The sequence below is a fragment of the Pseudomonas sp. SBT1-2 genome, assembly GCF_028640875.1.
Classification (GTDB): Bacteria; Pseudomonadota; Gammaproteobacteria; order Pseudomonadales; family Pseudomonadaceae; genus Aquipseudomonas; species Aquipseudomonas chlororaphis_I.
Genome location: NZ_JAQZAA010000080.1, coordinates 40,606 through 64,514, shown reverse-complemented (window position 1 = coordinate 64,514; position 23,909 = coordinate 40,606). Strand labels below are relative to the sequence as shown.

Annotated in this window: 24 protein-coding genes, 1 tRNA gene and 1 pseudogene; 5 read left to right on the top strand and 21 right to left on the bottom strand. The window is 63.1% G+C overall.

Annotated elements, in window-relative coordinates; genetic code table 11:
• Positions 1-96: 96 nt before the first annotated feature.
• Both PVZ78_RS14350 and PVZ78_RS14345 read left to right on the top strand, forming a co-directional pair.
• Positions 97-381 (top strand): annotated as a pseudogene (locus tag PVZ78_RS14350) (transposase family protein); the annotation flags it as partial.
• Between the two features lie 563 nt (positions 382-944).
• Positions 945-1,496 (top strand): helix-turn-helix domain-containing protein, encoded by a 552-nt coding sequence (locus tag PVZ78_RS14345; RefSeq protein WP_157832221.1) that lies wholly within the window; start codon positions 945-947, stop codon positions 1,494-1,496.
• A 462-nt stretch (positions 1,497-1,958) separates the two neighbouring features.
• Here the strand turns inward: PVZ78_RS14345 and PVZ78_RS14340 are convergent, their stop codons facing one another.
• The 4 genes from PVZ78_RS14340 to PVZ78_RS14325 all read right to left on the bottom strand — a co-directional run bounded on the left by PVZ78_RS14340 (position 1,959) and on the right by PVZ78_RS14325 (position 4,611).
• Positions 1,959-2,591: a Fic family protein gene (locus PVZ78_RS14340; RefSeq protein ID WP_096822698.1), complete on the bottom strand. Its 633-nt coding sequence runs from the start codon at positions 2,589-2,591 to the stop codon at positions 1,959-1,961.
• On the bottom strand, positions 2,588-2,797 hold the full coding sequence (locus PVZ78_RS14335) for a hypothetical protein (protein WP_096822699.1): 210 nt from the start codon (positions 2,795-2,797) through the stop codon (positions 2,588-2,590). The genes PVZ78_RS14340 and PVZ78_RS14335 overlap by 4 nt, the downstream gene beginning before the upstream one ends.
• Positions 2,798-3,084: 287 nt before the next feature.
• Positions 3,085-4,377: a tyrosine-type recombinase/integrase gene (locus tag PVZ78_RS14330; protein WP_232788596.1), complete on the bottom strand. Its 1,293-nt coding sequence runs from the start codon at positions 4,375-4,377 to the stop codon at positions 3,085-3,087.
• A gap of 157 nt (positions 4,378-4,534) precedes the next feature.
• A tRNA-Met gene (locus PVZ78_RS14325) sits at positions 4,535-4,611 on the bottom strand.
• A 345-nt stretch (positions 4,612-4,956) separates the two neighbouring features.
• Here PVZ78_RS14325 and PVZ78_RS14320 point away from each other — a divergent pair.
• Complete coding sequence (locus PVZ78_RS14320; RefSeq protein WP_273828865.1) at positions 4,957-6,174, top strand: MFS transporter; 1,218 nt, start codon at positions 4,957-4,959, stop codon at positions 6,172-6,174.
• A 75-nt stretch (positions 6,175-6,249) separates the two neighbouring features.
• Here PVZ78_RS14320 and PVZ78_RS14315 read toward each other — a convergent pair whose 3' ends face one another.
• The 3 genes from PVZ78_RS14315 to PVZ78_RS14305 all read right to left on the bottom strand — a co-directional run bounded on the left by PVZ78_RS14315 (position 6,250) and on the right by PVZ78_RS14305 (position 7,118).
• Positions 6,250-6,528: a Rho-binding antiterminator gene (locus tag PVZ78_RS14315; protein ID WP_041984178.1), complete on the bottom strand. Its 279-nt coding sequence runs from the start codon at positions 6,526-6,528 to the stop codon at positions 6,250-6,252.
• A complete protein-coding gene (locus PVZ78_RS14310; RefSeq protein ID WP_124302152.1) occupies positions 6,525-6,821 on the bottom strand; it encodes a DUF2024 family protein in 297 nt (98 codons plus the stop codon). The genes PVZ78_RS14315 and PVZ78_RS14310 overlap by 4 nt, the downstream gene beginning before the upstream one ends.
• A gap of 66 nt (positions 6,822-6,887) precedes the next feature.
• Positions 6,888-7,118: a thioredoxin gene (locus tag PVZ78_RS14305; protein WP_009050812.1), complete on the bottom strand. Its 231-nt coding sequence runs from the start codon at positions 7,116-7,118 to the stop codon at positions 6,888-6,890.
• Positions 7,119-7,243: 125 nt separating this feature from the next.
• Here PVZ78_RS14305 and PVZ78_RS14300 point away from each other — a divergent pair, with 125 nt between their 5' ends.
• Positions 7,244-7,804 (top strand): MarR family winged helix-turn-helix transcriptional regulator, encoded by a 561-nt coding sequence (locus PVZ78_RS14300; RefSeq protein ID WP_009050811.1) that lies wholly within the window; start codon positions 7,244-7,246, stop codon positions 7,802-7,804.
• A 4-nt stretch (positions 7,805-7,808) separates the two neighbouring features.
• Complete coding sequence (locus PVZ78_RS14295) at positions 7,809-8,525, top strand: MOSC domain-containing protein (protein ID WP_273828864.1); 717 nt, start codon at positions 7,809-7,811, stop codon at positions 8,523-8,525.
• 13 nt (positions 8,526-8,538) lie between these two features.
• Here PVZ78_RS14295 and gspM read toward each other — a convergent pair whose 3' ends face one another.
• From gspM to PVZ78_RS14225, 14 genes are all read right to left on the bottom strand, one after another.
• The gene (gspM, locus tag PVZ78_RS14290; RefSeq protein ID WP_041984181.1) at positions 8,539-9,009 is read right to left on the bottom strand and encodes a type II secretion system protein GspM; all 471 of its coding nucleotides are present in this window, start codon (positions 9,007-9,009) and stop codon (positions 8,539-8,541) included.
• A gap of 3 nt (positions 9,010-9,012) precedes the next feature.
• Positions 9,013-10,095 carry a type II secretion system protein GspL gene (gene gspL / locus PVZ78_RS14285; RefSeq protein WP_273828863.1) on the bottom strand — a complete coding sequence of 361 codons (1,083 nt, stop codon included), beginning with the start codon at positions 10,093-10,095 and terminating at the stop codon, positions 9,013-9,015.
• Positions 10,096-10,100: 5 nt separating this feature from the next.
• The gene (locus PVZ78_RS14280; protein ID WP_273828862.1) at positions 10,101-10,973 is read right to left on the bottom strand and encodes a type II secretion system protein GspK; all 873 of its coding nucleotides are present in this window, start codon (positions 10,971-10,973) and stop codon (positions 10,101-10,103) included.
• Positions 10,966-11,568: a type II secretion system minor pseudopilin GspJ gene (gspJ, locus tag PVZ78_RS14275; protein WP_273828861.1), complete on the bottom strand. Its 603-nt coding sequence runs from the start codon at positions 11,566-11,568 to the stop codon at positions 10,966-10,968. The genes PVZ78_RS14280 and gspJ overlap by 8 nt, the downstream gene beginning before the upstream one ends.
• A complete protein-coding gene (gene gspI / locus PVZ78_RS14270) occupies positions 11,565-11,939 on the bottom strand; it encodes a type II secretion system minor pseudopilin GspI (RefSeq protein ID WP_273828860.1) in 375 nt (124 codons plus the stop codon). Before gspI ends, gspJ begins: the two co-directional genes overlap by 4 nt.
• Positions 11,923-12,387 carry a type II secretion system minor pseudopilin GspH gene (gspH, locus tag PVZ78_RS14265; RefSeq protein WP_273828859.1) on the bottom strand — a complete coding sequence of 155 codons (465 nt, stop codon included), beginning with the start codon at positions 12,385-12,387 and terminating at the stop codon, positions 11,923-11,925. The genes gspI and gspH overlap by 17 nt, the downstream gene beginning before the upstream one ends.
• Position 12,388: 1 nt before the next feature.
• Positions 12,389-12,823: a type II secretion system major pseudopilin GspG gene (gene gspG / locus PVZ78_RS14260; protein ID WP_009050803.1), complete on the bottom strand. Its 435-nt coding sequence runs from the start codon at positions 12,821-12,823 to the stop codon at positions 12,389-12,391.
• Positions 12,824-12,835: 12 nt separating this feature from the next.
• A complete protein-coding gene (gene gspF, locus PVZ78_RS14255; RefSeq protein WP_273828858.1) occupies positions 12,836-14,050 on the bottom strand; it encodes a type II secretion system inner membrane protein GspF in 1,215 nt (404 codons plus the stop codon).
• Between the two features lie 2 nt (positions 14,051-14,052).
• Positions 14,053-15,537, bottom strand: a complete 1,485-nt coding sequence (gspE, locus tag PVZ78_RS14250) for a type II secretion system ATPase GspE (RefSeq protein WP_273828857.1) — start codon at positions 15,535-15,537, stop codon at positions 14,053-14,055.
• Positions 15,534-17,435 (bottom strand): type II secretion system secretin GspD, encoded by a 1,902-nt coding sequence (gene gspD / locus PVZ78_RS14245; protein WP_273828856.1) that lies wholly within the window; start codon positions 17,433-17,435, stop codon positions 15,534-15,536. Before gspD ends, gspE begins: the two co-directional genes overlap by 4 nt.
• Positions 17,432-17,983 carry a type II secretion system protein N gene (locus tag PVZ78_RS14240; RefSeq protein WP_273828855.1) on the bottom strand — a complete coding sequence of 184 codons (552 nt, stop codon included), beginning with the start codon at positions 17,981-17,983 and terminating at the stop codon, positions 17,432-17,434. Before PVZ78_RS14240 ends, gspD begins: the two co-directional genes overlap by 4 nt.
• Positions 17,980-18,501, bottom strand: coding sequence for a cytochrome b (locus PVZ78_RS14235; protein ID WP_273828854.1), 522 nt, complete (start codon positions 18,499-18,501; stop codon positions 17,980-17,982). The genes PVZ78_RS14240 and PVZ78_RS14235 overlap by 4 nt, the downstream gene beginning before the upstream one ends.
• A gap of 63 nt (positions 18,502-18,564) precedes the next feature.
• The gene (gbpA, locus tag PVZ78_RS14230) at positions 18,565-20,058 is read right to left on the bottom strand and encodes an N-acetylglucosamine-binding protein GbpA (RefSeq protein ID WP_273828853.1); all 1,494 of its coding nucleotides are present in this window, start codon (positions 20,056-20,058) and stop codon (positions 18,565-18,567) included.
• A 254-nt stretch (positions 20,059-20,312) separates the two neighbouring features.
• Positions 20,313-23,906: an ATP-binding protein gene (locus tag PVZ78_RS14225; protein ID WP_273828852.1), complete on the bottom strand. Its 3,594-nt coding sequence runs from the start codon at positions 23,904-23,906 to the stop codon at positions 20,313-20,315.
• Between the last annotated feature and the right edge of the window lie 3 nt (positions 23,907-23,909).

The window sequence follows — 23,909 nt, the reverse complement described above, 5'->3', positions numbered from 1 at the left end:
GGTTCTTCACGGAATTCCGGGAAACACAGAAACAAGAACGCCGATTTGATTGATGATGTTCGTGCGAGCAAACACATCTAAAAAACCGGCGTTCTTATGCACGATATTAATACTTTCCTTCCTTTTTGGGAGGGCTTTTCTGTCGTCACGATCAAGCCTGATGGCGATGCCCTACAGATCGATCTGACGCCCCACACCACCCGATTCCCTTCCTGTGGTGGATGCCAAAAGCCCTGTTCAACCACTCACGAGTATTGCGAGCGAGTCGTTCGTGATTTGCCCATTCTCGGCCGTGCAGTGCGCCTCAGCGTTTTGCTCAGACGTGTTGGCTGTCGTGACTGCGGCAAACGCATGGAGACCGTCAGTTGGCTGGATCGCTATGGCTTTCGACAAGTAAGGTCAGCTCCATTAGCGCGGCTTCCAGGGCGAGTTGGTTGTGATACATGCGCTCAAGGACATCTGGAGTATTCAGGGGTGGGCATGGCTTCGACTCCATTCGAGAAAAATGAAAGCGTAGCAGCGCTGGTCCGATCGGGGCATGAACAAACTGCTCAATGCTCACTCGCCGACGAGCGTTTCAAGTCGCTAAAAGTGGTCGATGCCCAGGGGGTTGTGTATAGCCGGCGCAGGATCAATTCTGGCCAACTCCACATCGGTATGAGGTGGTAAAAATGCCACGGAGTGGCATTTTTACCACCCATTTTTTGAAGGGACGATCAACTGATGAATCGAACACTTAAATGGTGGTGTTTCGCAGCCAGACCTGAGTCATTTAACCTTATTGAAGTCAGGCACCCACATGAGTGTCTCTCCCCAAACTTTCCAGATGACCCTTCCAGTCTCGAGCCTTCGCGGAGAGGGGAAGATTTATCTTGAACGTTATCTCAAGGAGCTTACATTTCTCGTAAGGACACACTCCACTCAGCCAGGATCGCCGATTTCCCATGCAATATAACGCCAGCAGCACCACTTTAATCCTGCTCACGCTTAGAGAGATCCGTCTTGAAAATAATACTCACCCGGGCTTGATCGCCGACTGTGTAGGAATCACTCCGAGCGCCTGGGCAAAGATTGAAAGCGGCGACTCACCTCTCACGTTGGAAATTTTAGGCGATTCATGCAGAGCGCTTTCTGTCCTGCCATCATTTGTCTTTGGACTGGCGGAGCGCTTGGCTCAAGTCTTCAAAAATTATGGCTGGTATTTTCAGCATCCTCGGCTCGGAAAAGAGGACGATTTGCTCCCATTGGTCAAGAGCTACTTCGCTAGTGCCGGATATGATTCGCTGCGAAGCCGCCCGCTAGACAGGGTTTCTGTTTCGGCTCTAGCTATGCAATCTCCCAACTATTGGCCTATTCCCACAATCGTTTATTACTGCTGTAAGCAAGATTTCAAGGCCTGGGTAGACAGTGGTGCCCCGATCGGATCGATGCCGCAAACGGGTGAGGTACCCATCTTCAGCCTAGATACTACAGCTAGCGCTGGAACACTGATCTGAACTCTCGTGATCGGCCCATAAGCAGCCAGAGTTAATCGAGTAGCCAGATTTGGCCCAGTTGAAAATGCCACCGGCTTCCTGGTTGCCAGTCCTGATTGGCAACTTTCGCTGGCAACCACAGTGGAAACCTAGCGCTTGGCAACCGATCGTTCTGGTAACTTTTTGCGGTAACCACGCCGGTAACCGACAGCAAGGTTTGCATTAGCGGGCGCGAACCAAAGGTGCGAACTGGTACGGTACGCGCAGCAAAGCGCGTACCAAAGTTGCGTACCGGCCTACGTACTTGTGGCTTTTCACGCAGCACAGAGGGCGCGAAATCTGTGCGTGGTGCGTTGGGTGAAACAGCGTATTTTGCTGTAACAGGGGCTGTAACAGCCTGCCCAGTTACAAGTCGCCGGCATGGGCGTCTATTCCCTTTTTAGGGCGTCCGAAAACTCTCCACTGGGTCGCTGGCGGGGGCGGTTAATCAGGCTGGTCATCGGCGGGAGCTGGCTGCGTAGCGAGTTGTTCTCGGATGAGCTTGGACAACAGTTCATGCAGTGGGCTTAGATCCCGCGCTCCTTGGGTGACAGACTCATCCACGAGGCGCAATGCATCAACGTATTCAGCCCGGTCGCGCCGAATCAGCTCTGGAAGTATCGTGGCGCCAGGTAGCCATCCCCCTGCTTTCACACACAACACGAAATAGCAGGCAGCCCTAGCAGTGCGGCCGTTGCCATTGATGAACGGGTGAATGTGGTTCAGTCGCCATAGTACGAGCGCTGCCAGCGCAACTGGGTCGGACTGCTCCCAGTCCCTATTCACCATATTCACAAAATCGTCCATTAGGGCCTCGACACGGTAGTGTTCTGGAGGCCTATGGTTGCCTACGACGACTTGGCAAGGGCGATACTCACCGGCATTCGTATGCAGGCAAGTGATAGCCTGAAAGTTCAATGCCTTGATGATGTGGTTTGATAGGAATGCGCGGTCTACAGCCAGTGCAGCGCCGACTATAGACCGCAAAAAATCATACTGCCGGTTGCCATTAGAGACTTCCAGCTCGCGATAGATTGGGTTTTGCTCAGTGTTCCCGCAGAGCTCGAAGAGGATCAACGTGTTTCCCCTTCGACTCCTTCCTGCTCCAGAATTAACTTGCGAACTTGCTCACGAGTGACGCCGTTATTAGAGCTCACCGAGCCGTATACGAACGAAACACGCTGTTCCAGCATCTCGGCAGCAGTCTGCTTATGCTGTGAGGCCCCATGGAGCGCACACAACAGACTTGGATCGGTCTTCAAATCCAAAAAATTCTTAGCCATGTTTACCTCCCTAAATTCTGGTTGGCCTATAAATTCGACACCGGCCCATGCCATGTGTCCTTTTTATTTCTCGATCCTGCTCACGGAGATCACGAGAAACGATGATTGCGTAAGGCGTTTACGAGGCTAGCGGGTGCCTCGTGCTGGTGATTGTAGCGTGTTCTCAAAATTTCTCACTTCGCGTTCAGTACCGACCGTCGAATCTGTTGATCGGACGGAAACGACTAGTTTTTGGGGCTCATTGTGTCTGGTCGAAATCTCCAGAATTCGGGCTGGAATGACCTGAATCATGGATGCCAAAGTGGATACCGGCCGACGGAGAGTAACCAGGCGAAGTGGTTACCTTTAGTGGTTACCACGCGCGATGTAGGCCGACTAACGGTCAATCTAGTTGGCCTTCTTGGCCCTGCGGAGCGACTAGACTCATGACGAGCCGGGTACTGCGCCTTGTTGTAAACGCCTGCGACGCCGGGTTTTTTGTGCGAAAGCTGGGCCTCGATATGGTTCTCGTCGAAACCGTTTTCGTTGAGCACCGTCGATGCAATATGCCGGAACCCATGGCCCGTTTGCCGACCTTCGTATCCCATCCGACGCAGAGCCATGAGGAACACCGTGTCGCTGCGCGGCTTGGTGTGGTCGCTCCGGCCCGGGAAGAGAAGGGGATAGCTGCCGGTGTAATGACGCAGTTCCTCCAGCGCGGCGATCGCTTGAGTGGAAAGCGGTACCAAGTGCTCAAGGCCTTTCTTGCGTCCTTTACGCTCGACGGGGATCGTCCAAATTTTCTTGGCAAAATCGAATTCAGACCACCGTGCCTCGCGCAATTCGCTAGGTCGCACGGCGAAGAGACTCAGCAGTCGCAGGCCGAGGCGCACATCATGGGCATGAGGGTAGGCTGCTATCGCGCGGATCAGGCATGGCAGTTCCTCCGGCGACACGTGAGCGTAGTTCTCTGCCTTACCTGATTGGAGGTACTTCTGAAGGCCTTCAAGCGGGTTGTGAGTCGCGCGGCCGGTCACCCTGGCCAAGTCGTAGACGTCTCTGCAGTACGAGCGAACCCGGCTCATCTGCTCGAGGATTCCCTGCTGCTCCATGCCTCGCAGAAACTCCATCCACTCGAGAGGGGTGATCTCTGCGTAGGGTCGCTTACCGAACACGGGGAAAACATGACGCTCGAAGGCGCCCATGATTCGCTTGGACGTGCCCGCATCCCAGTTGGTGAGTCGTGACGTGTACCACTCTCTTGCCAGCGGCTCGAATGTTTCGGCGGCAGTGCTCCTTTCCGCTTTCTTGCGAGCCTGCTTGGTAATGATCGGGTTCTTTCCATCAGCAGCGTCCGCGCGCAGCTCGGCAGCTTTCTGCCTGGCCAGCGACCCGCTCACATCGGGATAACCACCCAGCCCGAGCCATGACCATTTCCCGTCAGGCTTCTTGTACCGGAGCTGCCAGGACTTCTGACCGTCAGTTTTCACGCGGAAATAAAGGCTGTTCCCGTCGAGTTCGCGATACTCCTTGGCGTCAGGCTCTAGCCCGGCCAATGCGGTATCGGAGAGGGGGCGGCGCTTTATCTCTGAACGCTTCATCTGACCTGTATCCCTTCGGTTCAATTATTTGCCGAGGATACACAGAGGGAAGGTATAGGGGGATACAAGGAGGGATAGCCAGAAACAAGAAAGCCCGCACTAGGCGGGCTTCTTGTTTTGATTCAGAGACATCTAGAGACATCTGTGAATCGGTACTTGGTGGCTACACAGGGACTTGAACCCCGGACCCCAGCATTATGAATGCTATGCTCTAACCAACTGAGCTATGTAGCCAAGTGGCGCGCATTATTCGCGTAGAACGGTAAGGCGTCAAGCGCTTTTTATAAAAAAATTATCTACGCTATCAACCGTTTATCCAATTCCCTCCTGTAGCCGCCAGTGCATCCTGCGATTGCGCGTGCAGCGGTCGTGACCCCTGACCCGCATTTTAGTCGCTACCCCGTATTGGCCGGTTTGCGTCGGCTGTGTTGCGGAACGCAGGCTTCGATGCTTGTTGTGCTGCGCATCAAGCGAAATATTCAAGTCGTTAGCAAGCTAAGGGGATAGCCGCGGCGCACCGAAAAATGGCACATTGGCCACCCCTGCAACTGCGCATCCATCTGCTGTACGGAAACTCTCATGGCTCTCAGCAACCTTCAGTCCGCCTCCGTGGCGACTCCCGCGGCCTCTCAAAGCAGCCCTCTGGTACTGCGTATCATCGGCGCGGTGGCGCTGGCGCATTTGATCAACGACCTGATCCAGGCGGTGCTGCCGGCGATCTACCCGATGCTCAAGGCCAGCTACGGCCTGACCTTCACCCAGGTCGGCCTGATTACCCTGACCTTCCAGCTCACGGCCTCGCTGCTGCAGCCCTGGGTCGGTTATTACACCGACCGCCATCCCAAGCCGTACCTGCTGCCGGTGGGCATGGTCTGCACCCTGATCGGCATTCTGATGATGTCCCAGGTCGGCAGCTTTGCCTTGATCCTGCTGGCGGCGGGGCTGATCGGCGTCGGCTCCTCGACCTTCCACCCGGAAGCCTCGCGGGTGGCGCGGCTGGCTTCCGGTGGGCGCTACGGCCTGGCGCAATCGAGCTTCCAGGTCGGTGGCAACGCCGGCACCGCCTTCGGCCCGCTGCTGGCGGCGGCGATCATCATTCCTTTCGGCCAGGGCAATGTGGCCTGGATGGGCCTGTTCGCGGTGTTCGCCCTGGGGCTGCTCTACGCCATCAGCCGCTGGTACGCCAGCCACCTCAAGCTGTTCAAGCTCAAGCAGGGCCAGGCGGCGACCCACGGGCTGTCCAAGGGGCGGGTGCTCAGCGCCCTGGTGGTGCTGGGGCTGCTGGTGTTCTCCAAGTATTTCTACATGGCCAGCTTCACCAGCTACTTCACCTTCTACCTGATCGAGAAGTTCGACCTGTCGGTGGCCAGCTCGCAGCTGCACCTGTTCCTCTTCCTCGGCGCGGTGGCGGCCGGGACCTTCTTCGGCGGGCCGATCGGCGACAAGATCGGGCGCAAGGCGGTGATCTGGTTCTCGATCCTCGGCGTGGCGCCGTTCACCTTGCTGCTGCCCCATGTCGACCTGTTCTGGACCAGCGTGCTCAGCGTGGTGATCGGCTTCATCCTGGCGTCGGCGTTCTCGGCCATCGTGGTCTACGCCCAGGAGCTGGTGCCGGGCAATGTCGGCATGATCGCCGGGGTGTTCTTCGGCCTGATGTTCGGTTTCGGCGGGATCGGCGCGGCGCTGCTGGGCCACCTGGCGGACATCCACGGCATCGAGTACGTGTACTTCCTGTGCTCGTTCCTGCCGCTGTTCGGCCTGCTGGCGATCTTCCTGCCGCGGACCCAAAAAGCCTGAGTGCATGCCGTGAACGAAAGGGCGCCGACAGCGATGTCGGCGCTTTTTTTTCCCTTGGCCAAGGCGCTCGTCGAGTCAGATCGAGCAGTGTTGCCCGGCCAGCAGGATGCGTCCGAAGCTGCGCTTGGCATCCAGCGGGGTAATCGCCAGCAGCTGGTCGAGGCGTATTTCGAGCGGACCTTCGGCGTCCTCCAGGCAGAAGAATTCTTCGCCATTGGCGCTGGTGCGGGTGGTCTTGCCGAGCGCTTCGAACTGGCTGCCATCGACCCGTTCCACCAGCAGCCGGTAACCATGCATGCAGGCGATTTCCAGGTAGTCGTGCAGGTCGCAGTCCAGTGGTTTATAGGCGTTCATCCGCTCACCTCCAGGCCGGTCGCCTCGAAGCCCGCTGTCTGGAAACCTTGCAGTGGAATGATGAAATAGCCTTGGCGGGCGATGTCTTGCATCACCTGGGGATCGCCGATCCGGCTGTGGCAGAAGCGGCATTCGTTCTGCGATACGTCGCTTTCCCGCACGCCCAGGCTGTCCAGCCAGGCAAAGGCATATTGCCGGGCCAGGGCGGCGTCATGGGTTTCGGTCAGCACGTCGAAGTGCAGGTAATGGCCTGCGCGGGTGCGCACATGGGTGTCGAAGACTTTCACGTTCATGGCGGTTTCATCCGTCGAAAAAGGAAGGGCGCCAGCGCCTCGTCAGGAGGGCGCTGGCGAGCGGATCTACTTGAGGTCGGCCAGGGCCGCACCGAAGTTCAGGTGCAGGACCTTGTCCGCGACCACCAGGGCCGGTACCGATTTGACCCCGGCGGCTTCGGCCTCGGCGATCCGCGCGGGTGCCTGGCCGAGGTGGACGATTTCCACTTTGATTTGCGGGTCCAGCAGTTCCAGCAGGGTCTGTTCCGTCTCGACGCAAACCGGGCAACCAGCGTGGTAGTAACGAGCGTGTGTCATGGGCTGAGTCTCCAATAAAAGTATCGGATCGATACTGTATTTAGATTTTCACCGGCTCAGGTCTTTGTCAATATAGTTTTTATTCGATACTATTTATCGCAGACATTGATCCGGGAAATGCCCCTGTGCTGTTCGATTTGCTTGAAAGGCTTAGCAGCCTGACCCGCGTCTGGTTCCGCGAGCACCCGCTGCTGGCGGATATCCAGCCGATCCAGTTGAGCGCGCTGCTGTACCTGGCGCGCTGCAACGGCTATTCCAATACACCGCTGGCGGTGGCCGATTACCTGGGCCTGACCAAAGGCACGGTGTCGCAGTCGCTCAAGGCGCTGGAAGCCAAGGGCCTGATCAGCAAAAGCCAGGACGCCCGGGACAAACGCAGCGTGCACCTGCTGCTGACCGAGCAAGCCAGGACCCTGCTGGCGGAAGTGATGCCGCCGGCGTTCCTCGAGACCGCCGCGCAACGCATGGGCGGGCAGGCCAGGGAGCTGGAGCACTTGCTCGGCGAGCTGCTGCGCAACGTGCAGCGCACCCAGGACGTGCCGAGCTTCGGCCTGTGCAAGACCTGCCGCTTTCACCAACAGGTCGCGGGCGGGCCTTTCTGCGGCCTGACCGAAGAGCCGCTGGCGCCTGCCGACATTGAGTTGATCTGCCGGGAACATCAGTTCGCCGATGAAACCATGGAGTAAGGTAATGACCCCTGAGCGTATAACCCTCGATGCGCTGTTGGCCGGCCGCGCCGTGGCCTACAGCCGCCCGGGATCGATGAGCGCGATCGCCAAGACCGCGCGCACCGGCAGTCTGCAGGTCGGTCCGCTGGGCCTGCTGGACGACGAGCAGGGCGACCTGCGGGTGCATGGCGGCACGGAAAAAGCCATTCATCACTACCCCCGCGAGCATTACGCCGCCTGGGCCGCTGAGTTGGGGCCGCACGCGTTGCTGGAGCAGCCGGGCGCCTTTGGCGAGAACTTCAGCAGCCACGGCTGGACCGAGCAGAACGTCTGCCTGGGCGACCGTGTCCGGGTGGGCAGCGTGTTGCTGGAGGTGTCCCAGGGACGCATGCCGTGCTGGAAACTCAATGACCGCTTTGCCGTGAAAGACATGTCGCTGCGGGTCCAGCAGAGCGGGCGCACCGGCTGGTATTACCGGGTGCTGGAAGCGGGCAGCGTAAGCGCCGGGGACGTGTTGCAGCAGGTCGAGCGCCCCTTCGAGCAGTGGCCGCTGTCGCGCTTGAGCGCGGTGCTGTTTTCCCGCGAGGTGGCAGTGGAGGAGATTCGTCTGTGCCTGGAGCTGCCGCTGGTGCCTTCCTGGCGCCGCACCCTGGAGCGCCGGGTCGAGCAGGCGGCGGTCGAGGATTGGGGCCCGCGCTTGCTGGGCACTGAGCGGGTCGATGAGGAGCCCGTCCGCTGAGCGGCGGGCGCGATCAGTTCGCCTGCAGGGTCAGGCGCGCCTGGACCAGGGCCTGAGGGTCGACCTCCAATTGCAGCGACACCAGGTTGACGCCCTGGTTTTCCACCTCGTCCAGCCAGGTCAGCAGGTCTTGCAGCGCGCCGCCCAGGTTGAGATTGAGGCGTCCTGATTCTTCGCTGTCCATGCGTTCGATGCTCAGGTTGGCCGCGGCCGTGCTGGCGGTGATCAGCCCGGCCAGGGTGCGGCTGTTGGCCTGTTGGCCGCGGGCCTGGGTGGACGAAGGGAGCTTGAGCAGATCGGTTTGCAACTGTAGGGCCTCCTGAAACTGCTGTTCAGCCTGGCGCAAGGCCTGGCGCTGCGGATTCCAGAGCAGGGTCCAGAACAGCGTCACGGCCAGAAACAGGCTGAGCAGCTTCAGGGCCAGGCGATCGCGGGCCGGTAGCTGCTGCCAGCGGTTCGAGTAACGATTGAAAAGGGTGGTCATGGTTTAGTCCGTGATTTTCAGGCGGGCGCTGACCCCGTCGGGAGCGAGCACGGCCGAGTCGGCCTGGACGTTCGCGCCCTGCTGCGCGAGGGCTTCGCGCAGACGTTCGAGGGTGGAAAAGTCCGGCGCGTTGACTTGCAGGGTCCAGCCTTGCGCCTGTTGGTAGTCCAGCCGGCGGATCCGCGTATCGCCGCCGTCGCTGTTGGTCCATCGGCTGGCCAGGTTGTCGAGCCGGCGCGCCAGGCTTTGCTGGGGCTGGCCGGGTTGCTGGGCACGAGCCTGGACCTGGCGGGCGAGGTCGATCACCCGCGGCTCGTCGGGGAAGCGTTGGCGCCAGAGTTCCAGGCTGGCCTCGGTCACCTCGGCGGTCTGGTGTTGCAACAGCCAGCGTTGGCCCGCGTCCTGTGCCACTTGAGCGCCGCAGGCGATGGCCAGGATCGCCAGCAGCGCCCGCCAGGGTGTACGCGAGGGGCTGCGCAGGGCGAAGGCGCCCTGGCGCAGGTCGATGGCCTGCGCGCTGCCCCGGGCCAATAGCGGCCAGGGCGTTTCCTCGCTGCGTTGCAGGTTGTCGGGCAGCAGCGGGGCCAGCTCTTCGAGGGTCTGGTCGTCGAGCGCCAGGCGTTGCTGGCAGGCCCCGCCAATCAGCCAGCGGTCGTGGCAACGCAGGGCCAGTGCCTGGTTGTCCGGCAGGCAGTCGGCATCGACATGAATGCGCTCGGCCGTCAGGCCATGGCGGGCCAGCCGTTCCAATAGTTGTTCCAGCCACTGGCGTTGCAGGACGAACAGGCGGCAGTGCCGACGCGCCAGTAACGGCCCGCGGGCCAGATGCAACTGCTCGGGGTCGTCCAGCAGCCGTTCTTCCAGTACCGAATGGATGGCTTGCTGCAGCCAGCGGCCGCTGCGCGGCGGTACGTCGAAGCGGTGGTGGCTGACGATTTCGGCTGGCAGCAACAGGGTCAGGCGCCGGCCGGCCAGTACCGCCGCCTGTTGCAGCGTGCCGTGCACCGGCTCGCCGTCGGTTTGCCACCAGGTGACGGGCGAGTCGTCGTCTGCATTCACGGTGGTGAGGTAAAGCCAGGCTTGCATGGGGTTTACTCCGGAAAACGGGAAGGGGCGGCGAGGGTGCGCTGCAGTACGCTGACCTGGCCGTCCGGCTCGATGCGCAGGCGGCTGATCAGGCGCAATTGGCGATCGCCCAGTTCGACATCCAGCACCGCCTGGAAATAGCGGCTGCTGACGTCGAGCCCCTGGCTGTTGATCTCGTGCTGTTTCAGCACGGGGGCGTCGAGAAACTCCTGCACCGTCTTGTAGCCATCGGCGGGGCGCGCCTGCACCAGGGCGACGGCCTGGGCCAGGTCGAGCTTGCCCAGGCTGGCCAGTTGTTCGGCCGGGGCGGTGTTGAGGTTCAGGGCCCCCGGCGTGGTCCTGACCCAGGGCCGCAGGCGCTCCATCGCCGCCGCGTCGACGCCTTCCAGGCGCATCAGTTCGCTGCTGTCGTTCCAGGCCAGCGGCTTGCCGTCGAAACCACGCACCGGCGGCAGGCGCCTGGGGTCGTGGGGCGGCAGGCCGAGTACCTGCAGCAGGCGTTGATAACGCAGGCGGCTGATCCGGTCGTTGGGCGTGCGCAGGGTGCCGAGGTTGAAGCGCGCGCTGAGGTCTTGCAGTTGGATGCGGATACGCCCGCCGTCGATGTCGAAGGTCGGCGTGCTGTGCGCCCAGCGCTGGCCCAGGTGCACGCGCTTGGGCTCCGGCCCATCGCACCAGTCGTCGCGCAGTTGGCCACGGGCCCAGGCTTCGCCACTGAGCGCCAGTTGCCACAGTTGTTGCTGCAACAGCTGGTTGGAGCTGCCGATCAGGCTCAGGCGCTGGCGAGCCAGCATGTCACTGACGATCAGGGTCGCCAGGGAGGTGATCAGCAGCACGCTGATCAGCGCGATGCCCCGTTGTCTACAGGCCTTAACCATGGTCCAGCCCCTTGAAGCCCGGCAGCAGGATCACCCGCCGCAGGCCGGGATAACCCGGGGCGTCGAGCTCCAGCTCAATGGCCTGGGGCAGGCTCAATGGCGCCTGGCCGATGGGCCAGTTGGGATGGGCCTTACCCTGGTCATCGATGTAGCGCAGGCGTTCGAGCCGGACGCCATCGAGCAGCACCTGTTGCGCGGCGGTGCCGGACAGGTCGGGGCCATCCACCGGGCTGCGGTATTCGCGCAGCCATTGGCCGTCGTTCCAGCGATAGGTGACCAGCAGCAGGTCGTTGCGCGCCTGCTGCAAGGGATTGCTCCAGCCGCCGCGTACCAGCTGGATGCGCCCGGGTTCGCCAATCAGCGCCTGGCGCGCCGAACTGCCGTTGACCGGGTAGGCGATGGCCTGGGTCAGGTCACGTTCGAAAATACCCACCGCACGCTGCAGGCGCCGTAGCTGCAGTTCGTGCTGATGAATCCGCTGGTCGGTGTGGATCATGCGTTCGAGCAACTGATAGCAAGCCAGGCCGAGCAGGCTGAACAGGGCCATGGCGATCAGCACTTCGAGCAGGGTGAAGCCCTGCTGTGGGCGTTTCATGGGCGGGCCTCCAGGTAGCCCGCCAGGCGCGCGCGTTGCCGGGGCAGGGGGGCGTCGGTGGAGACTTCGAGCACGATCTTCAGCAGGCGCGGGTCGGGTGCCGCGGCGGTTTCACTGGTCAGCAGCCAGTCGCGCCCGGCGAAGCGGATCGGTTCCTGGCGCTGGCTCTGGGGCTGGCGCATGCCGGCGCGCAGTTCGTTCAGGCGGTTGTCCGCCAGCCATTGCGCCAGGGTCCGTTCGCTGAGGCCGCCGTTGTTGCCGATCAGGTGTTCGGTGGCGCTGTAGAGCGACAGCGACAGCACGGCGAAAATGGCCAGGGCCACCATCACTTCCAGCAGGGTGAAGCCTGCCTGTTCATTGCACCGGGGCAAGACGCACCTCCTCGACTCCGTCGCTGGACAACGACAGCAGCGGCTGCTGGCGGTATTCCAGCAGCAGGCTGAAGGGCGAGATCTGGTCGTTGGCCAGCACCCAGAGTTGCGGCTCCTTGCCCTGCGGTCGAGGATCCTTCAGGTTCAGGCGCAGCTCGCCGGGCAGCCGGTGTTCCTTGAAGCGCTTGTCCTCCAGCCACTGGCCGCCGCGGTCGAGGCTCAGCACTGTGTAATGGTCCGGCTCCAGGCGCAGGCCGTGGTTGATGTTGTTCAGTACCGCGTCTTCGCGCAGCAGGCCAATGAGGTTTTGCAGGCGCTCGGCCTCGCGCCGGGCCTTCTGCCCGCCCGAGTCGCTCTGGACCAGCCCGACCATGCCGGCCAGCAAGCCGATGATCACCATGACCACCAGCAGCTCCAGCAGGGTGAACCCCGCCATTGGCTTGCGCACTTCAAGGCTCCCAGTTGCCGATGTCGGCATTGGTCCCGTCGCCGCCGTTGCGGCCGTCGGCACCGAAGGAGTACAGGTCGTAGGCCGAGCCTTCGCGACCCGGGGCGAGGAACTGGTAAGGGTTGCCCCACGGATCCTTGGGCAGGCGCTTGAGGTAGCCGTCGGGGTTCCAGTTGAGGGCCGCCGGCAGGCCGGCCGGTTTTTTCACCAGGGCTTCCAGGCCCTGCTGGGTCGAGGGGTAGTGGTGGTTGTCGAGCTTGTAGATTTCCAGGGCCGTGGCCACGGCCTTGATGTCGCTGCGGGCGGCGGTGACCTTGGCCTGGTCCGGACGGCTCATGATCTGCGGGACCACCAGGGCGGCCAGGACACCGAGAATCACCACGACCACCATGATCTCGATCAGGGTGAAGCCGCGTTGGCGGGAAGGGTTGCGCATGTTGTGTGCTCTTCAGGTGATGAGTTGGTTGAGGTTGAGAATGGGCATCAGGATCGCCAGGACGATGACCAGCACGCTGGCGCCCATGAACACCAGCATCGCCGGCTCGAACAGCCCGACCAGCATGGCGATGCCGTTGGACAGCTGGGTCTGCTGCTGGTGGGCAGCGCGTTCGAGCATGCTGTCCAGTTCCCCCGAGCGCTCGCCGCTGGCGATCATGTACAGCATCATCGGCGGGAAATCGCCGCTCTGTTCCAGGGCCCGGGTCAGCCCGCTACCTTCGCGCACGGCACGCGCCACGTCTTTCATACGAGTACGAATCTGCTGGTTGGCGACCACTTCGGCGGAAATCTCCAGGGCATCAACAAGTGGCACGCCGCTGCGTCCGAGAATCGCCAGGGTGCTGACAAAGCGAGTGCTGTTGCTGGCCTGGATGACCCGTCCGATCACCGGCAAGCGCAGCTGGACCTGGTGCCAGCGCATGGCCAGGGCGGGCTTGCGCAGGGCCACGCGCAGGCCGGCGGCGAGGCTGCCGAGTATCAGCAGCAGGACCAGGCCATAGTCCCGGGCGAAGTCGCTGGTGGCGATCAGGCCGCGGGTCAGCACCGGCAGTTGCTGGCCACTGTCGATGAACACCTTGACCACATCCGGCACCACGAAACTGAGCAGGAAACCGACGATGCCGAAGGCCGCCAGCAGCAGGATGCTCGGGTACAGCATGGCCAGTTGCAGCTGCTGGCGGGCGGCGTGCCGGGCCTCGGTGTAGTCGGCCAGTTGCATCAGGACCTGGGCCAGGTGGCCGGCGCGTTCGCCGGCGGCCACCGTGGCCCGGTACATCGAGGCGAAGGCGCGCGGGTATTCGCCCATGGCCCGCGCCAGGTCATGGCCTTCCAGCACTCGCGCACGGATCGCCAGCATCATGCTCTGCTGCGCGCGCTTGCAGCATTGCGCGGCGACGGCGGCCAGCACTTCTTCCAGCGGCAGCGAGGCCTGGACCAGGGTCGCCAGCTGGCGGGTGAGCAAGGCCAGTTGCGCCGGGCTGAGGCGTTGGTTGCTGGTCAGCGCGGCGCCGGAATGGTCCTTTTGCCCGCGGGCCGGCTTGACCTGCAGGGCGATCAGATTGCGCTCACGCAGCAGTTGGCGGACCTGCCGCGCGCTGTCGGCTTCCTGCACGCCGCGGGTCTTGCGCCCGGCGTTGCACATCGCGAGGTATTCGTAGGCGGCCACGGTCAATGCTCCCGGGTTACGCGTAGCAGTTCTTCGACGCTGGTGACGCCTTGCAGCACCTTGTCCCGGCCGTCGGCGAACAGGCTGTGGGCCTGCTGGCGCGCGTAGTGGGTCAAGGCGGCCTCGCCAGCTCCTTCGTGGATCAGCTGGCGCAGCGGTTCGTCGAACAGCACCAGTTCGTAGATGCCCTGGCGGCCGCGATAGCCGCTGTGCTGGCAGGCCGGGCAGCCGACCGGGTGGTAGAGCACCGGCGCCTGCTGCGGGTCGAGGTTCAACTGGTGGCAGGCCGCGGCGTCGGCGGGCGCGGCGCTTTTGCAATCGATGCAGAGCACCCGCACCAGGCGCTGGGCGACCACGCCGAGCAGCGAGGTGCAGAGCAGGAAGGGTTCGATGCCCATGTCCAGCAGGCGGGTGACGGCGCCGATGGCGCTGTTGGTGTGCAGGGTGGACAGCACCAGGTGGCCGGTGAGGGAGGCCTGCACGGCGATGTCGGCGGTTTCCCGGTCGCGGATTTCACCGACCATGACCACGTCCGGGTCCTGGCGCAGGATGGCGCGCAGGCCACGGGCGAAGGTCATGTCGACCTTGGTGTTGACCTGGGTCTGGCCGATGCCGGCCAGGTGGTATTCCACCGGGTCTTCGATGGTCAGGATGTTGCGGGTCTGGTTGTTCAGGCTGCTGAGCCCGGCATACAGCGTGGTGGTCTTGCCGGAACCGGTGGGGCCGGTGACCAGCAGGATGCCGTGGGGGCGCAGCAGGGCGTCTTCCAGTTTGTCGCGGATCGCTTCGGCCATGCCCAGCCGCCCCAGGTTCAGGCGCCCGGCCTGTTTGTCGAGCAGGCGCATCACCACCCGCTCGCCGTAGGCCGAAGGCAGGGTGGAGACCCGCACGTCCACTTCATGGCCGCCGATGCGTAGGGCAATGCGGCCATCCTGGGGAATGCGTTTTTCGGCGATGTCGAGCTTGGACATGACCTTGATCCGCGACACCAGCAGGCCCGCCAGTTCCCGGCGCGGGCGCAGCACTTCGCGCAGCAGGCCGTCGACCCGCAGGCGCACGGACAGGTGCTGCTCGAAGGTTTCCAGGTGGATATCCGAAGCCTTGACCTTGACCGCCTCGCCAAGGATCGCGTTGATCAGGCGAATGATCGGCGCGTCGTCTTCCTGCTCCAGCAGGTCGGTGATCTGCGGCAGTTGCTCGGCCAGGCTGGCCAGGTCGTCCTGGCCGGCGATCTGGTCGCCCAGGCCCTCGGCCATTTGCATGGCGTCGTCGCGGCCGTCGCGATACTGCTCGGCCAGCCGCTGGGCGAAAGCCTCGGTGTCGAGTATCCGGTGGCCCCGCAGCGGGCCGTGGCAGCGGCGGATCTCGGCGAGGATTTCCACCGGCGTGTCGGCCCGGCAATAAAGCCGCAGGCCGCTCTCCATGGGCTCCAGCAGGACCCCATGGCGCTTGGCGAAACCGAAGGGCAGGCGCGCGACCGGGTTCATCGGCGTGGCTCTCTGGCGCGCATGTCGATGGTCCCATCCTGCGGCGCGGCATCGAACAGTTGACGCGAGTCAGCCGGCAGGGCCAGGCCGCTGCGGCTGTCACCGTTGGCACGCAGCTTGCGCAGGTCGTTGTACTTGCGCTGGCTGACGTTGACGGCATCGGCGCTGCCCCGCACCAGGGTCGGCCGCAGGAAGACCATCAGGTTGGTCTTTTCGGTGACGTCCTTGGTGCTGGTGAACAGCCGGCCGAGCAGGGGAATGCTGCCCAGCACCGGCACCTTGCTGACCTGGGTCTTGACGTTGTCCTTGATCAGGCCGCCGAGCACGATGATCTGGCCGTCGTCGGCGAGGATGGTGCTTTTCACCGAACGCTTGTTGGTGATCACGTCGCTGGTGGTGATGCCGGGCGGGGCGCTGGCCAGTTCCGAGCTTTCCTGCTCGACCTTCAGGCGCAGGGTGTTGCCCTCGTTGATGTGCGGCGTCACCTTGAGGGTCACGCCGACGTCCTGGCGTTCCACGGTGGTGAAGGGGTTGCTGGCGCCGGCGGTGTCGGTGGTGTACGAGCCGGTCTGGAAGGGCACGTTCTGGCCGACGAGGATTTCCGCCGCTTCGTTGTCCAGGGTCAACAGGCTCGGGGTGGACAGCAGGTTGTTCTTGGAGTCGCTGGACAGGGCCGTGACCAGCGCACCGAAATTGCTGGTGCCGATGCCGATGATGGCGCCGTCCGGCAGGGTGATGTTCTTGTCCTTGCCATTCCCCAGCAGGGTACCGATCGACAGCCCGGTGCCGCTGAAGTTGGTGCCGCCGGCGACATTGCCGGCGCGCGCCGCCCATTGCACGCCGAGGGCTTCGTTAATGTCGCCGCTGACTTCGACGATGGCCGCTTCCACCAGCACCTGGGCCCGTGGCTGGTCCAGCTGGGTGATGACTTTGTCGAGCATGCTCAGTTGCGCCGGGTCGGCCATCAGCACCAGGGCGTTCTGGCTTTCGTCGGCGCTCACCAGTATCGAGCTACCGCCGCCCTTGCCTTCGCCGCCACCGCGATTGCCGTCGTCCAGGCGCTTGCCGATGCCGTTGAGCAGCTTCGACAGCTGCTTGGCATCGCTGTGGTGCAGGCGCACCACCCGTGCGCTGTCGTTGGCATTGCTCGGCACGTCGATGGCCTTGACCAGCTCGGCCATGCGCTGGCGGGCCTGGGCGTTGCCTGCGAGGATCACCCGGTTGCTACGGGCGTCGCCCACCGCCTTGGCGTCGCTGGGGCCGTTGCCCGTCTGGCTGATGCTTTCGTTCAGGGTGCGGGCCACGTCGCTGGCCCAGGCATGCCTGAGGGCCACGGTGCTGAACGAGCGATTGCCGGCCTGATCCAGTTCGCTGACCACCTGGCGGATGCGCTCGACGTTGCTGGCGCTGTCGGAAACCACCAGGGCGTTGGAGCTGGCCGAGGGCGCGACATAGGCGTCGTCGCTCACCAGCGGGCGCACCACCCCGGAGATTTCCGCGGCGTTGGCGTTGCGCAGGTCCAGGACCCGGGTCACGAACTCATCGCCCGATTGCTCGCTGGATTTGGTCTTGGCTTCCACCGCCGGCACGATCAGCACCCGGTCGCCCTGGTCCAGGGCGACGAAACCCTGGCTGCGCAGCACGCTGAGGAACAGCGAGTAGATCCCGTCCTTGTCCAGGGCATTGGACGATTGCACGCTGACCTTGCCTTGCAGGCGGGCATCGACCACCAGGGTCTTGCCGGTGATTTCCCCGACTTCGCTGGCCAGGTCGCGCAGTTCGGCGTCCTTCATGTTCAGCGTCCACAGGCGCTGGGTGGTGAGGGCCGCGCTACTGGGCAGGGCATTCAGCAGGAGGCCGAGGCTGAGCACGGCGCCGGCAATCTTGGACAGTTTCATGGTGTGTTCTCTATCGCTTGCAGAAGGGCCGTGGCTTTTCGGTCGGCGACCTCCGGAGGGGGTGTCTGGGGGCTGAGCAGGTGCATCTGGCGCCCGGGCAGCAGCAGGTTCTGTTCACGGCCGTTACGCAGCACCACGACCTGGTCGGCGCTGACGCTCTTGAGCAGCGTGCCGTCGGGCAGGCGTTCGCCCGGGGAGTAGAAGGCCCGGCTGTCGGCATGCTGGATCAGTGCCCTGGATTGCTCGGGCTGGTTGCCCAGCAGGCTGGCGAGCAGGACCAGCGGCAGGCTGGCCTGCGCGCTGTCGAATTCGACCGGCACGGCGCCGAAGACCCTGGCGATGTTGTGATCGTCCAGGGGCGCGGGCAGCGGCTGTTCGGCGCTGGCGCTCGGTACCGCGGCCGGCACCGGCTGGCCCGCCAGCACTTGCCGGTAGGTCCAGCTGTCGAGGCCGAGCCAGGCCAGCCACAGGCCCAGGGCGACCAGGCTGGCGGGAAGCAGGCAGCGTTGCCCGAGCCAACGCGGGCGCCATGAGAGCAGCGTCTTCATGGGCGTTTCGGCAGCATGCGTCTGAGCACGCCATGGCCGCGCAGTTGGTGGAGGATCACCGCGGCGATATGGCCGGCCACCAGCAGGGCCAGGGCCATGCAGCTGTAGTGGTGAAGCTCCTCGAAAAAGGTGATGGCCGCCGGGTCCTGCAAAGGTTGCGGGAGTTGCAGGCCGAACAGGTCGATCGGGCGCGACATCATCAGCACGCCGCTGAACAGCACGGTGCCGAGGGTGACCAGCAGGGCGGCGTGCCCGGCATGCACCAGGCGGCGTTCACCCGCGCTCTGATGGGCAGGGGCCGGCGGAGCGGGGTGGCGCACGAGGTAGAACAGCCGCAGGACGAACAGCGGCACCAGCAGGGTGGTCAGCGAGACGTTGATAAAGGCGATCGCCTGCCGGACCGAGGGCGCAGGCTGCAACAGGGCGCTGGTGTAGCCGCTGATGGTTGCCCACAGGACAACGGCGGCGAACAACCAGTGCAGCAGCCTGCGCGGTCTTGAGTAGTGAGGGTGGTTCATGTCGATTCCCAAGGTCCGCAACGCGGTGCCGAGGCACCACGCTGCGGTTGGTCAGGTTATGGATTACTTGCGAATCCAGGCGTCCTTCCAGTTGCTGCCAACGCCAGGCTCGAACTGAGTGGCGCCGGCGTTCCACTGGATGCAGTAGCCGCTGTAAGGGAACGGCTTGCACTCATAGACGTTGCCGTCCTTGGCCAAAACCTTGGTGCCGGCCTTGTAGCCGGTCAGGCCTTTGGGGAAGACGAAGTCGTAATCACCGCCGCCGCCCACTTCCTCGGCTTTCAGGGTGATGCGCTGGCTTTGTTGCAGTTGCTCGCCTTTTTCCGGCTTGGCCACGACCACTACGTCGTACTCACCTTCGCTGACGTTACGCAGCGGGATGGAGAAGTGCGGGGTGTTGTTGCCAGGCTCGGCTTGCACGTGAGCGATGCTTTCGTTCTTGCCATTGAAGACCGTCGAACTGATGGTGTACTTGCCGCCCTGGGCAATGGCGTTGAAGTGCAGGTCGGTGGCGTTGTCCTTCAGGGTGTACTCGGCCTGCAGGCCGGAAAGCTTCAGCTCGCCAGGAATGCTCGGCTGCTCTTTCTGGATTTCCACGCGTACCACGTCGCTGTTGTTCTTGGCGTACAGGGTGTTCTTGCCGTAGTTGGGCACGACTTCGTTATTGGCGTTGAGCTCGCCCATTACGTAGCCGGCATTGGCCTTGTTGACCTGCTGCGCCAACAGGAACGGCCAGGTGTTGGCCTGGGCCTGTTCCGCGGTCTCGATGCTCAGGCGGGTCTGGCGGTTCTGTTGCTCGCCGGCATTGGTGAACACGCGGGTGCTGACCTTGTCGCCGACACGCAGTTGTTCAGGCTGCACCGCGCCGAGGATCTTCCAGTCAGGAATCGGCGCGCCATCGTTGTCGATGTTGACGTCGATGGCCTGGTAGAAGGTGGCGGCGGTATCGGCGATTTTCCAGGTCGCCAGGATTACGTGGTAACCGCTGCGATCGGCCGGGATGTTGACCTTGTGCTTGGTCTTGCCACCGGCTGGCGGACGCACGCCACCTGCGTTTTCATTGAGCAGCGGGGTCATCTCGAAGGAGTCGCGGGTCAGCGGCTGGTTCGGGTTCCAGTCTTTCTTGGTGATGTAGAACTGGTAGTAGGCGCTGGCGTGACCGGCGGAATAATGCCAGGTGAATTCATTCATGCCCGGCTTGATCGTGGTTTTCTGCCAGCGGGTCGCCGTCTGCTCGTTGAGTTGGGAGAAGCTGGTGATGCCGCCCGCCGGGATGGTGCCGTTCGCCGGACCGCATTTAGTGAAGTCGCCCGAGCAGTAATCCTTGGGATAGTGATGCTGGACCGATGGCGAGTACTCGACACTTTGCGGCTCGTAAGTGACGGGGCCGCAATCGCGGTTGAGGTTGCCGCCGGTTGCGGAGCACATGAAGGCACGGGATTTTGGGCTTTCGACATACCCGTGGGCGAAGGCTTGTTGAGTGGCCAACGAAACCAGACCGAGGGTGATGGCCAGCGGGAGCTTGCGCATGGCGCTGGCGCGAGTGCTAGGAAGCATCGAATTACCTTGATTTAAGTATATGAAATGGTTTTTTTTGAGGTCTTCGATGCCGGCCGCTGCAAGACGCGGCCAGGGTTGCCCATGGCTGGCAGTGCCCGGTAACGAAGGGCGCCTAGGATGCCGAGCAGGCGTGCGGGCTTGTATGAGACGAGTACGAAAGGCGTGGGGAGGGAATGGAACAAGATGTTTCAGGGCGCCGACCCGGGCGTCGCCCAGGGCGGGATGCGTTGCGCAGGGTTGCCCGGAGCGGGTCAGCCGTGGCGTTCGATGTCGCGCAGCATGCGTTCGATGACGGACAGCACGGCTTTGCGTTGGCCATCCAGATTCTGTGCACCCTCGCGGGCTGCGAGTTGCAGGTCGAGGCAGGCGCGCATCAAGGCTGGCGAATCGACGGTGCAAGCCAGGCCGCTGACCCGGTGGACCCACTGTTCGAGGAACTCCGGCGTGTCGGGCAGCGGGGCGCTCAGCAGCTCGTGCTCCTGCTCCAGGTTCCGGCGCAGCTCCTGGAGCAAGCGTTCCTTGAGTTGTGGATCGTTCTGGAAAACCTCCAGCTGGGACAGGTTGAAGGTCGCGGGAGCCGCCTGGTCGGAGGCTGACTCGGGTGGGGCGAGGGGTAAAGCGGTTGTGGTTTGGGGAAGGACGCCGAGCGCTTTCAGCCCGCCAAGCATTTCCCGCAGGCGTTCGAGGACGATGGGCTTGATCATCAGGTCGTCCATGCCGGCCGCCTGGCAACGCTGCCTTTCATCCGCCAGGGCCCGGGCGGTGTAGCCGATGATCGGCAGCCTTGGCAGGCCGCGCGCCTGTTCCGCGGTCCGAACGCTGCGGGTGAGGGCGTAGCCGTCCATGTCCGGCATGTTGCAGTCGGTGATCAGCACATCGAAGTGGCCCTGTTCCCAGGCCTGCAGGGCCGCCTTGCCGCTGCTGACATAAGTTCCCCGATGGCCGAGCCTGAGCAGTTGTTGCTCGAGCACCAGGCCGTTGGTGGAGACGTCGTCGACGATCAGCACATTCAGCGCGGCGACCGCTGCAGAGTCATGAGCGGCCTGCTGCGCCTCGTCCTCGGCAAGCTGCCAGGGCAGGATCAGTTCGAAGCTGACCCGGCAACCCTGGTCGGGGGCGCTGTCGAGTCGGATGGTGCCACCCATGAGTTCGACCAACTGTTTGCAGATGCTCAGGCCCAGGCCGGAGCCGCCGTGCAGGTGGGCGATCTGCGCATGGGCTTGCTGGTAGGGCGCGAAGATCTGTGGCTGGAGCTCCTCGGCGATGCCGATACCGGTGTCGTTGACCTGGAATGTCAACCGGCTCTGGCGCGGGGCCAAGTCCAGTTCCCGGACCTGCAGTTCGACCTGGCCGTGAGCGGTGAACTTCAGGGCGTTGGACAGCAGGTTATGGAGGATTTGCGTCAGGCGCATGGCGTCCACCTGATAGCGCCGCTGAGGGTCCAGGTGGTGTTCCAGTTTCAGTTCCAGGTGCTTTTTCCGGGCCTGGACAGCGAACAGCTCAAGGCAGTTTTCCAGCAACGGGGCGAGCGCGGTGGGGCTGGACGCCAGTTCCATCTGGCCGGTTTCGACCTTGTCCAGATCGAGAATATTACCGATCAGGTCGATCATCGATTGCGCCGACTGCTGGGCAATGCTGAGGTTTTGCGAAGGCTGGGACGAGCCGCTGGTTTCCAGTTCCAGCAGGCCGACCATGGCATTCAGCGGGGTGCGCAGCTCATGGCTCATGGTCGCGAGGAACTGGCTTTTCGCCGCGCTGGCGTCGAGCGCCTGTTGCTGGGCTTCGAGCAGTTTGTTTTCCAGGTGCTTGCGCACGCTGATGTCGATCCAGCCGCCCAGCAGCCCCTGCTGTTTGCCGAGCGCGGTGTAGAAGGGCACCAGCCATTGGTAGATATGATGGGTCTTGCCGTCGACCTCGATCACGCTGTCGAGGAACTGCGACTGGCGGTTATCCAGCAGCCGCTGGTGCTGTTCCTCCAGCTCCCGGGCCAGCGCGGGTGGGCTTATGCCTTGCTCCTGGGGCGTGGTGCCGCGGATCTCGTCCAGGGATTGGCCGAAGAACTGCTCATAGGCGTGGTTGCAGGTGCTCAGGCGCCCCTGCAGGTCACGTACGTAAAGGGGAATGGGCAAGCCGTTGAGCAAGGCGAACTGGAAGGCCAACTGGTCCTTGAGCTGGTTCTGCGCGGCGCGCCGCTTGCGAATCTGAATCCGCAGGCGCCAGTTCCAGTGCAAGGACAGCAACACCAGCACCAGGATCAGTGCAGCGGTCTGCCACACCCATTTCGGTAGATAGTCCCAGAGCGAACCCTTGGTCGCGGGCCGTGCCAGAACGCTGATACGGTCCTGGTTGCCGTCCGAGTTCTTCAATGAGTACAGGAGCTTGTTGAGGATGTTCAGGAGTTCGGGGTGCTCGGCCGAGACGGCGAACACCAGCGGCTCGGGCTGGGCCTGGAACTGCTTGCCGACGCGCAGCCCCGGATTGGTCATGTGCCGGGCATCGGCGGCGCTGTTCAGCATGGCGTCGACCATGCCCTGTTCCACCAATTGCACGGCCTGATCGTAATTGTCGGTGAGCACCAGTTCGATGGTCGGGTAGCGGCTCTGGAGCAGGTGCTGCAGGGGATGCCCGGCCTGGAGTGCCAGGCGCCTGCCGCCCAGGGCTGCCAGTGAGCTGGGGGAACTGGCGCCCTGGCGGGTAACGAAGGCCCAGTATTCGGTGCCGAAGCCATCGCTGAACAGCAGGCTCTTTTGTCGGACCGGGGTCGGTACCAGTGACAGGGCGATTTGCGCCTCGTCGCGCTCCAGGCGCTGCCGATCGATTTCCGGCGACTGGCTGTCGATGATGTTCAGTTGCAGCTGATAGTCGTCGGCCAGGCTGCGCAGCACATTGAATGCCAGCCCGGCCCATTGGCCGTCGGCATTGCGGTACAGGTAATTGGGGATTTGGCGGGCGATCAGGTTCAGCGACGCAAGGCGCTTGAGCCAGCTGTCTTCCGCACTGTTGAGGGCGAAGGAGTCGGTCGGCGCGAACAGCCAGGGCGAGCGTTCCCAGTGCTGCAAGATCGCTTGCTTGCGCTCCCGGGTCACCGTCTTCAGCGAGGCGTTGATCAGGGTGACCAGATTCTCTTCATGCCCCTGTGCGGCGAAGCTGAAGCCCATGGCCGGCAGGTTGGCGACGTATTTGTTCTGCAGCTTGAGGTTGGCCAGGCTGCGCATGTAGAAGTTGCTGCGCAGCTGATCGCCGATCAGCGCGTCGGCCTCGCCGTCGGCCAGGCGTTGCAGGCCTTCGACAATGCTTTTGATCACGATCAGTTCGGCCTTGGGGTAAGCCTTGCCGACTGTTTCGGCCTGTACATAGTAGGCCGGGACCAGCACGCGCTTGCCCGCCAGGTCAGGAGGCAGGTCCTTGTCGGCGATGCGGCCGACGATGATCGGCTCGTTGTCCAGGTAGGGCAGGCTGTAGATGAACCCGGGTTGCTTCCTTTCGTATTCGGTGGCGCGGGGCATCAGGTCGATGTCCCCGCTGGTCAGGGCGGCGATGGCGGTGTCCACCGTAGGGTAGGGCACGCGCTGGATCGGCAGTTCGAGAAACTGGCTGATGTGTTCCAGGTAGTCGTTGGTGATCTGGTTGAGGACAACGTTGCCGCGCGGCTCGGGTCGCTCGTTGGAGGCGCTCACTTCGGCGACCCGTAGCGGGCGCGGGGGCAGTGTCTGACGCAGGGCCATCAGCGTGGCCAGGGACAGCGGCGCAGGCTCAGGCTCGGTGGCGCCCAGGGAAGCAACGCTGGTCAGCAAGAGCGTGATCCAGAGGGTCAGACGCGACAGGCCCGCTAGAGGGTTAGACATAGT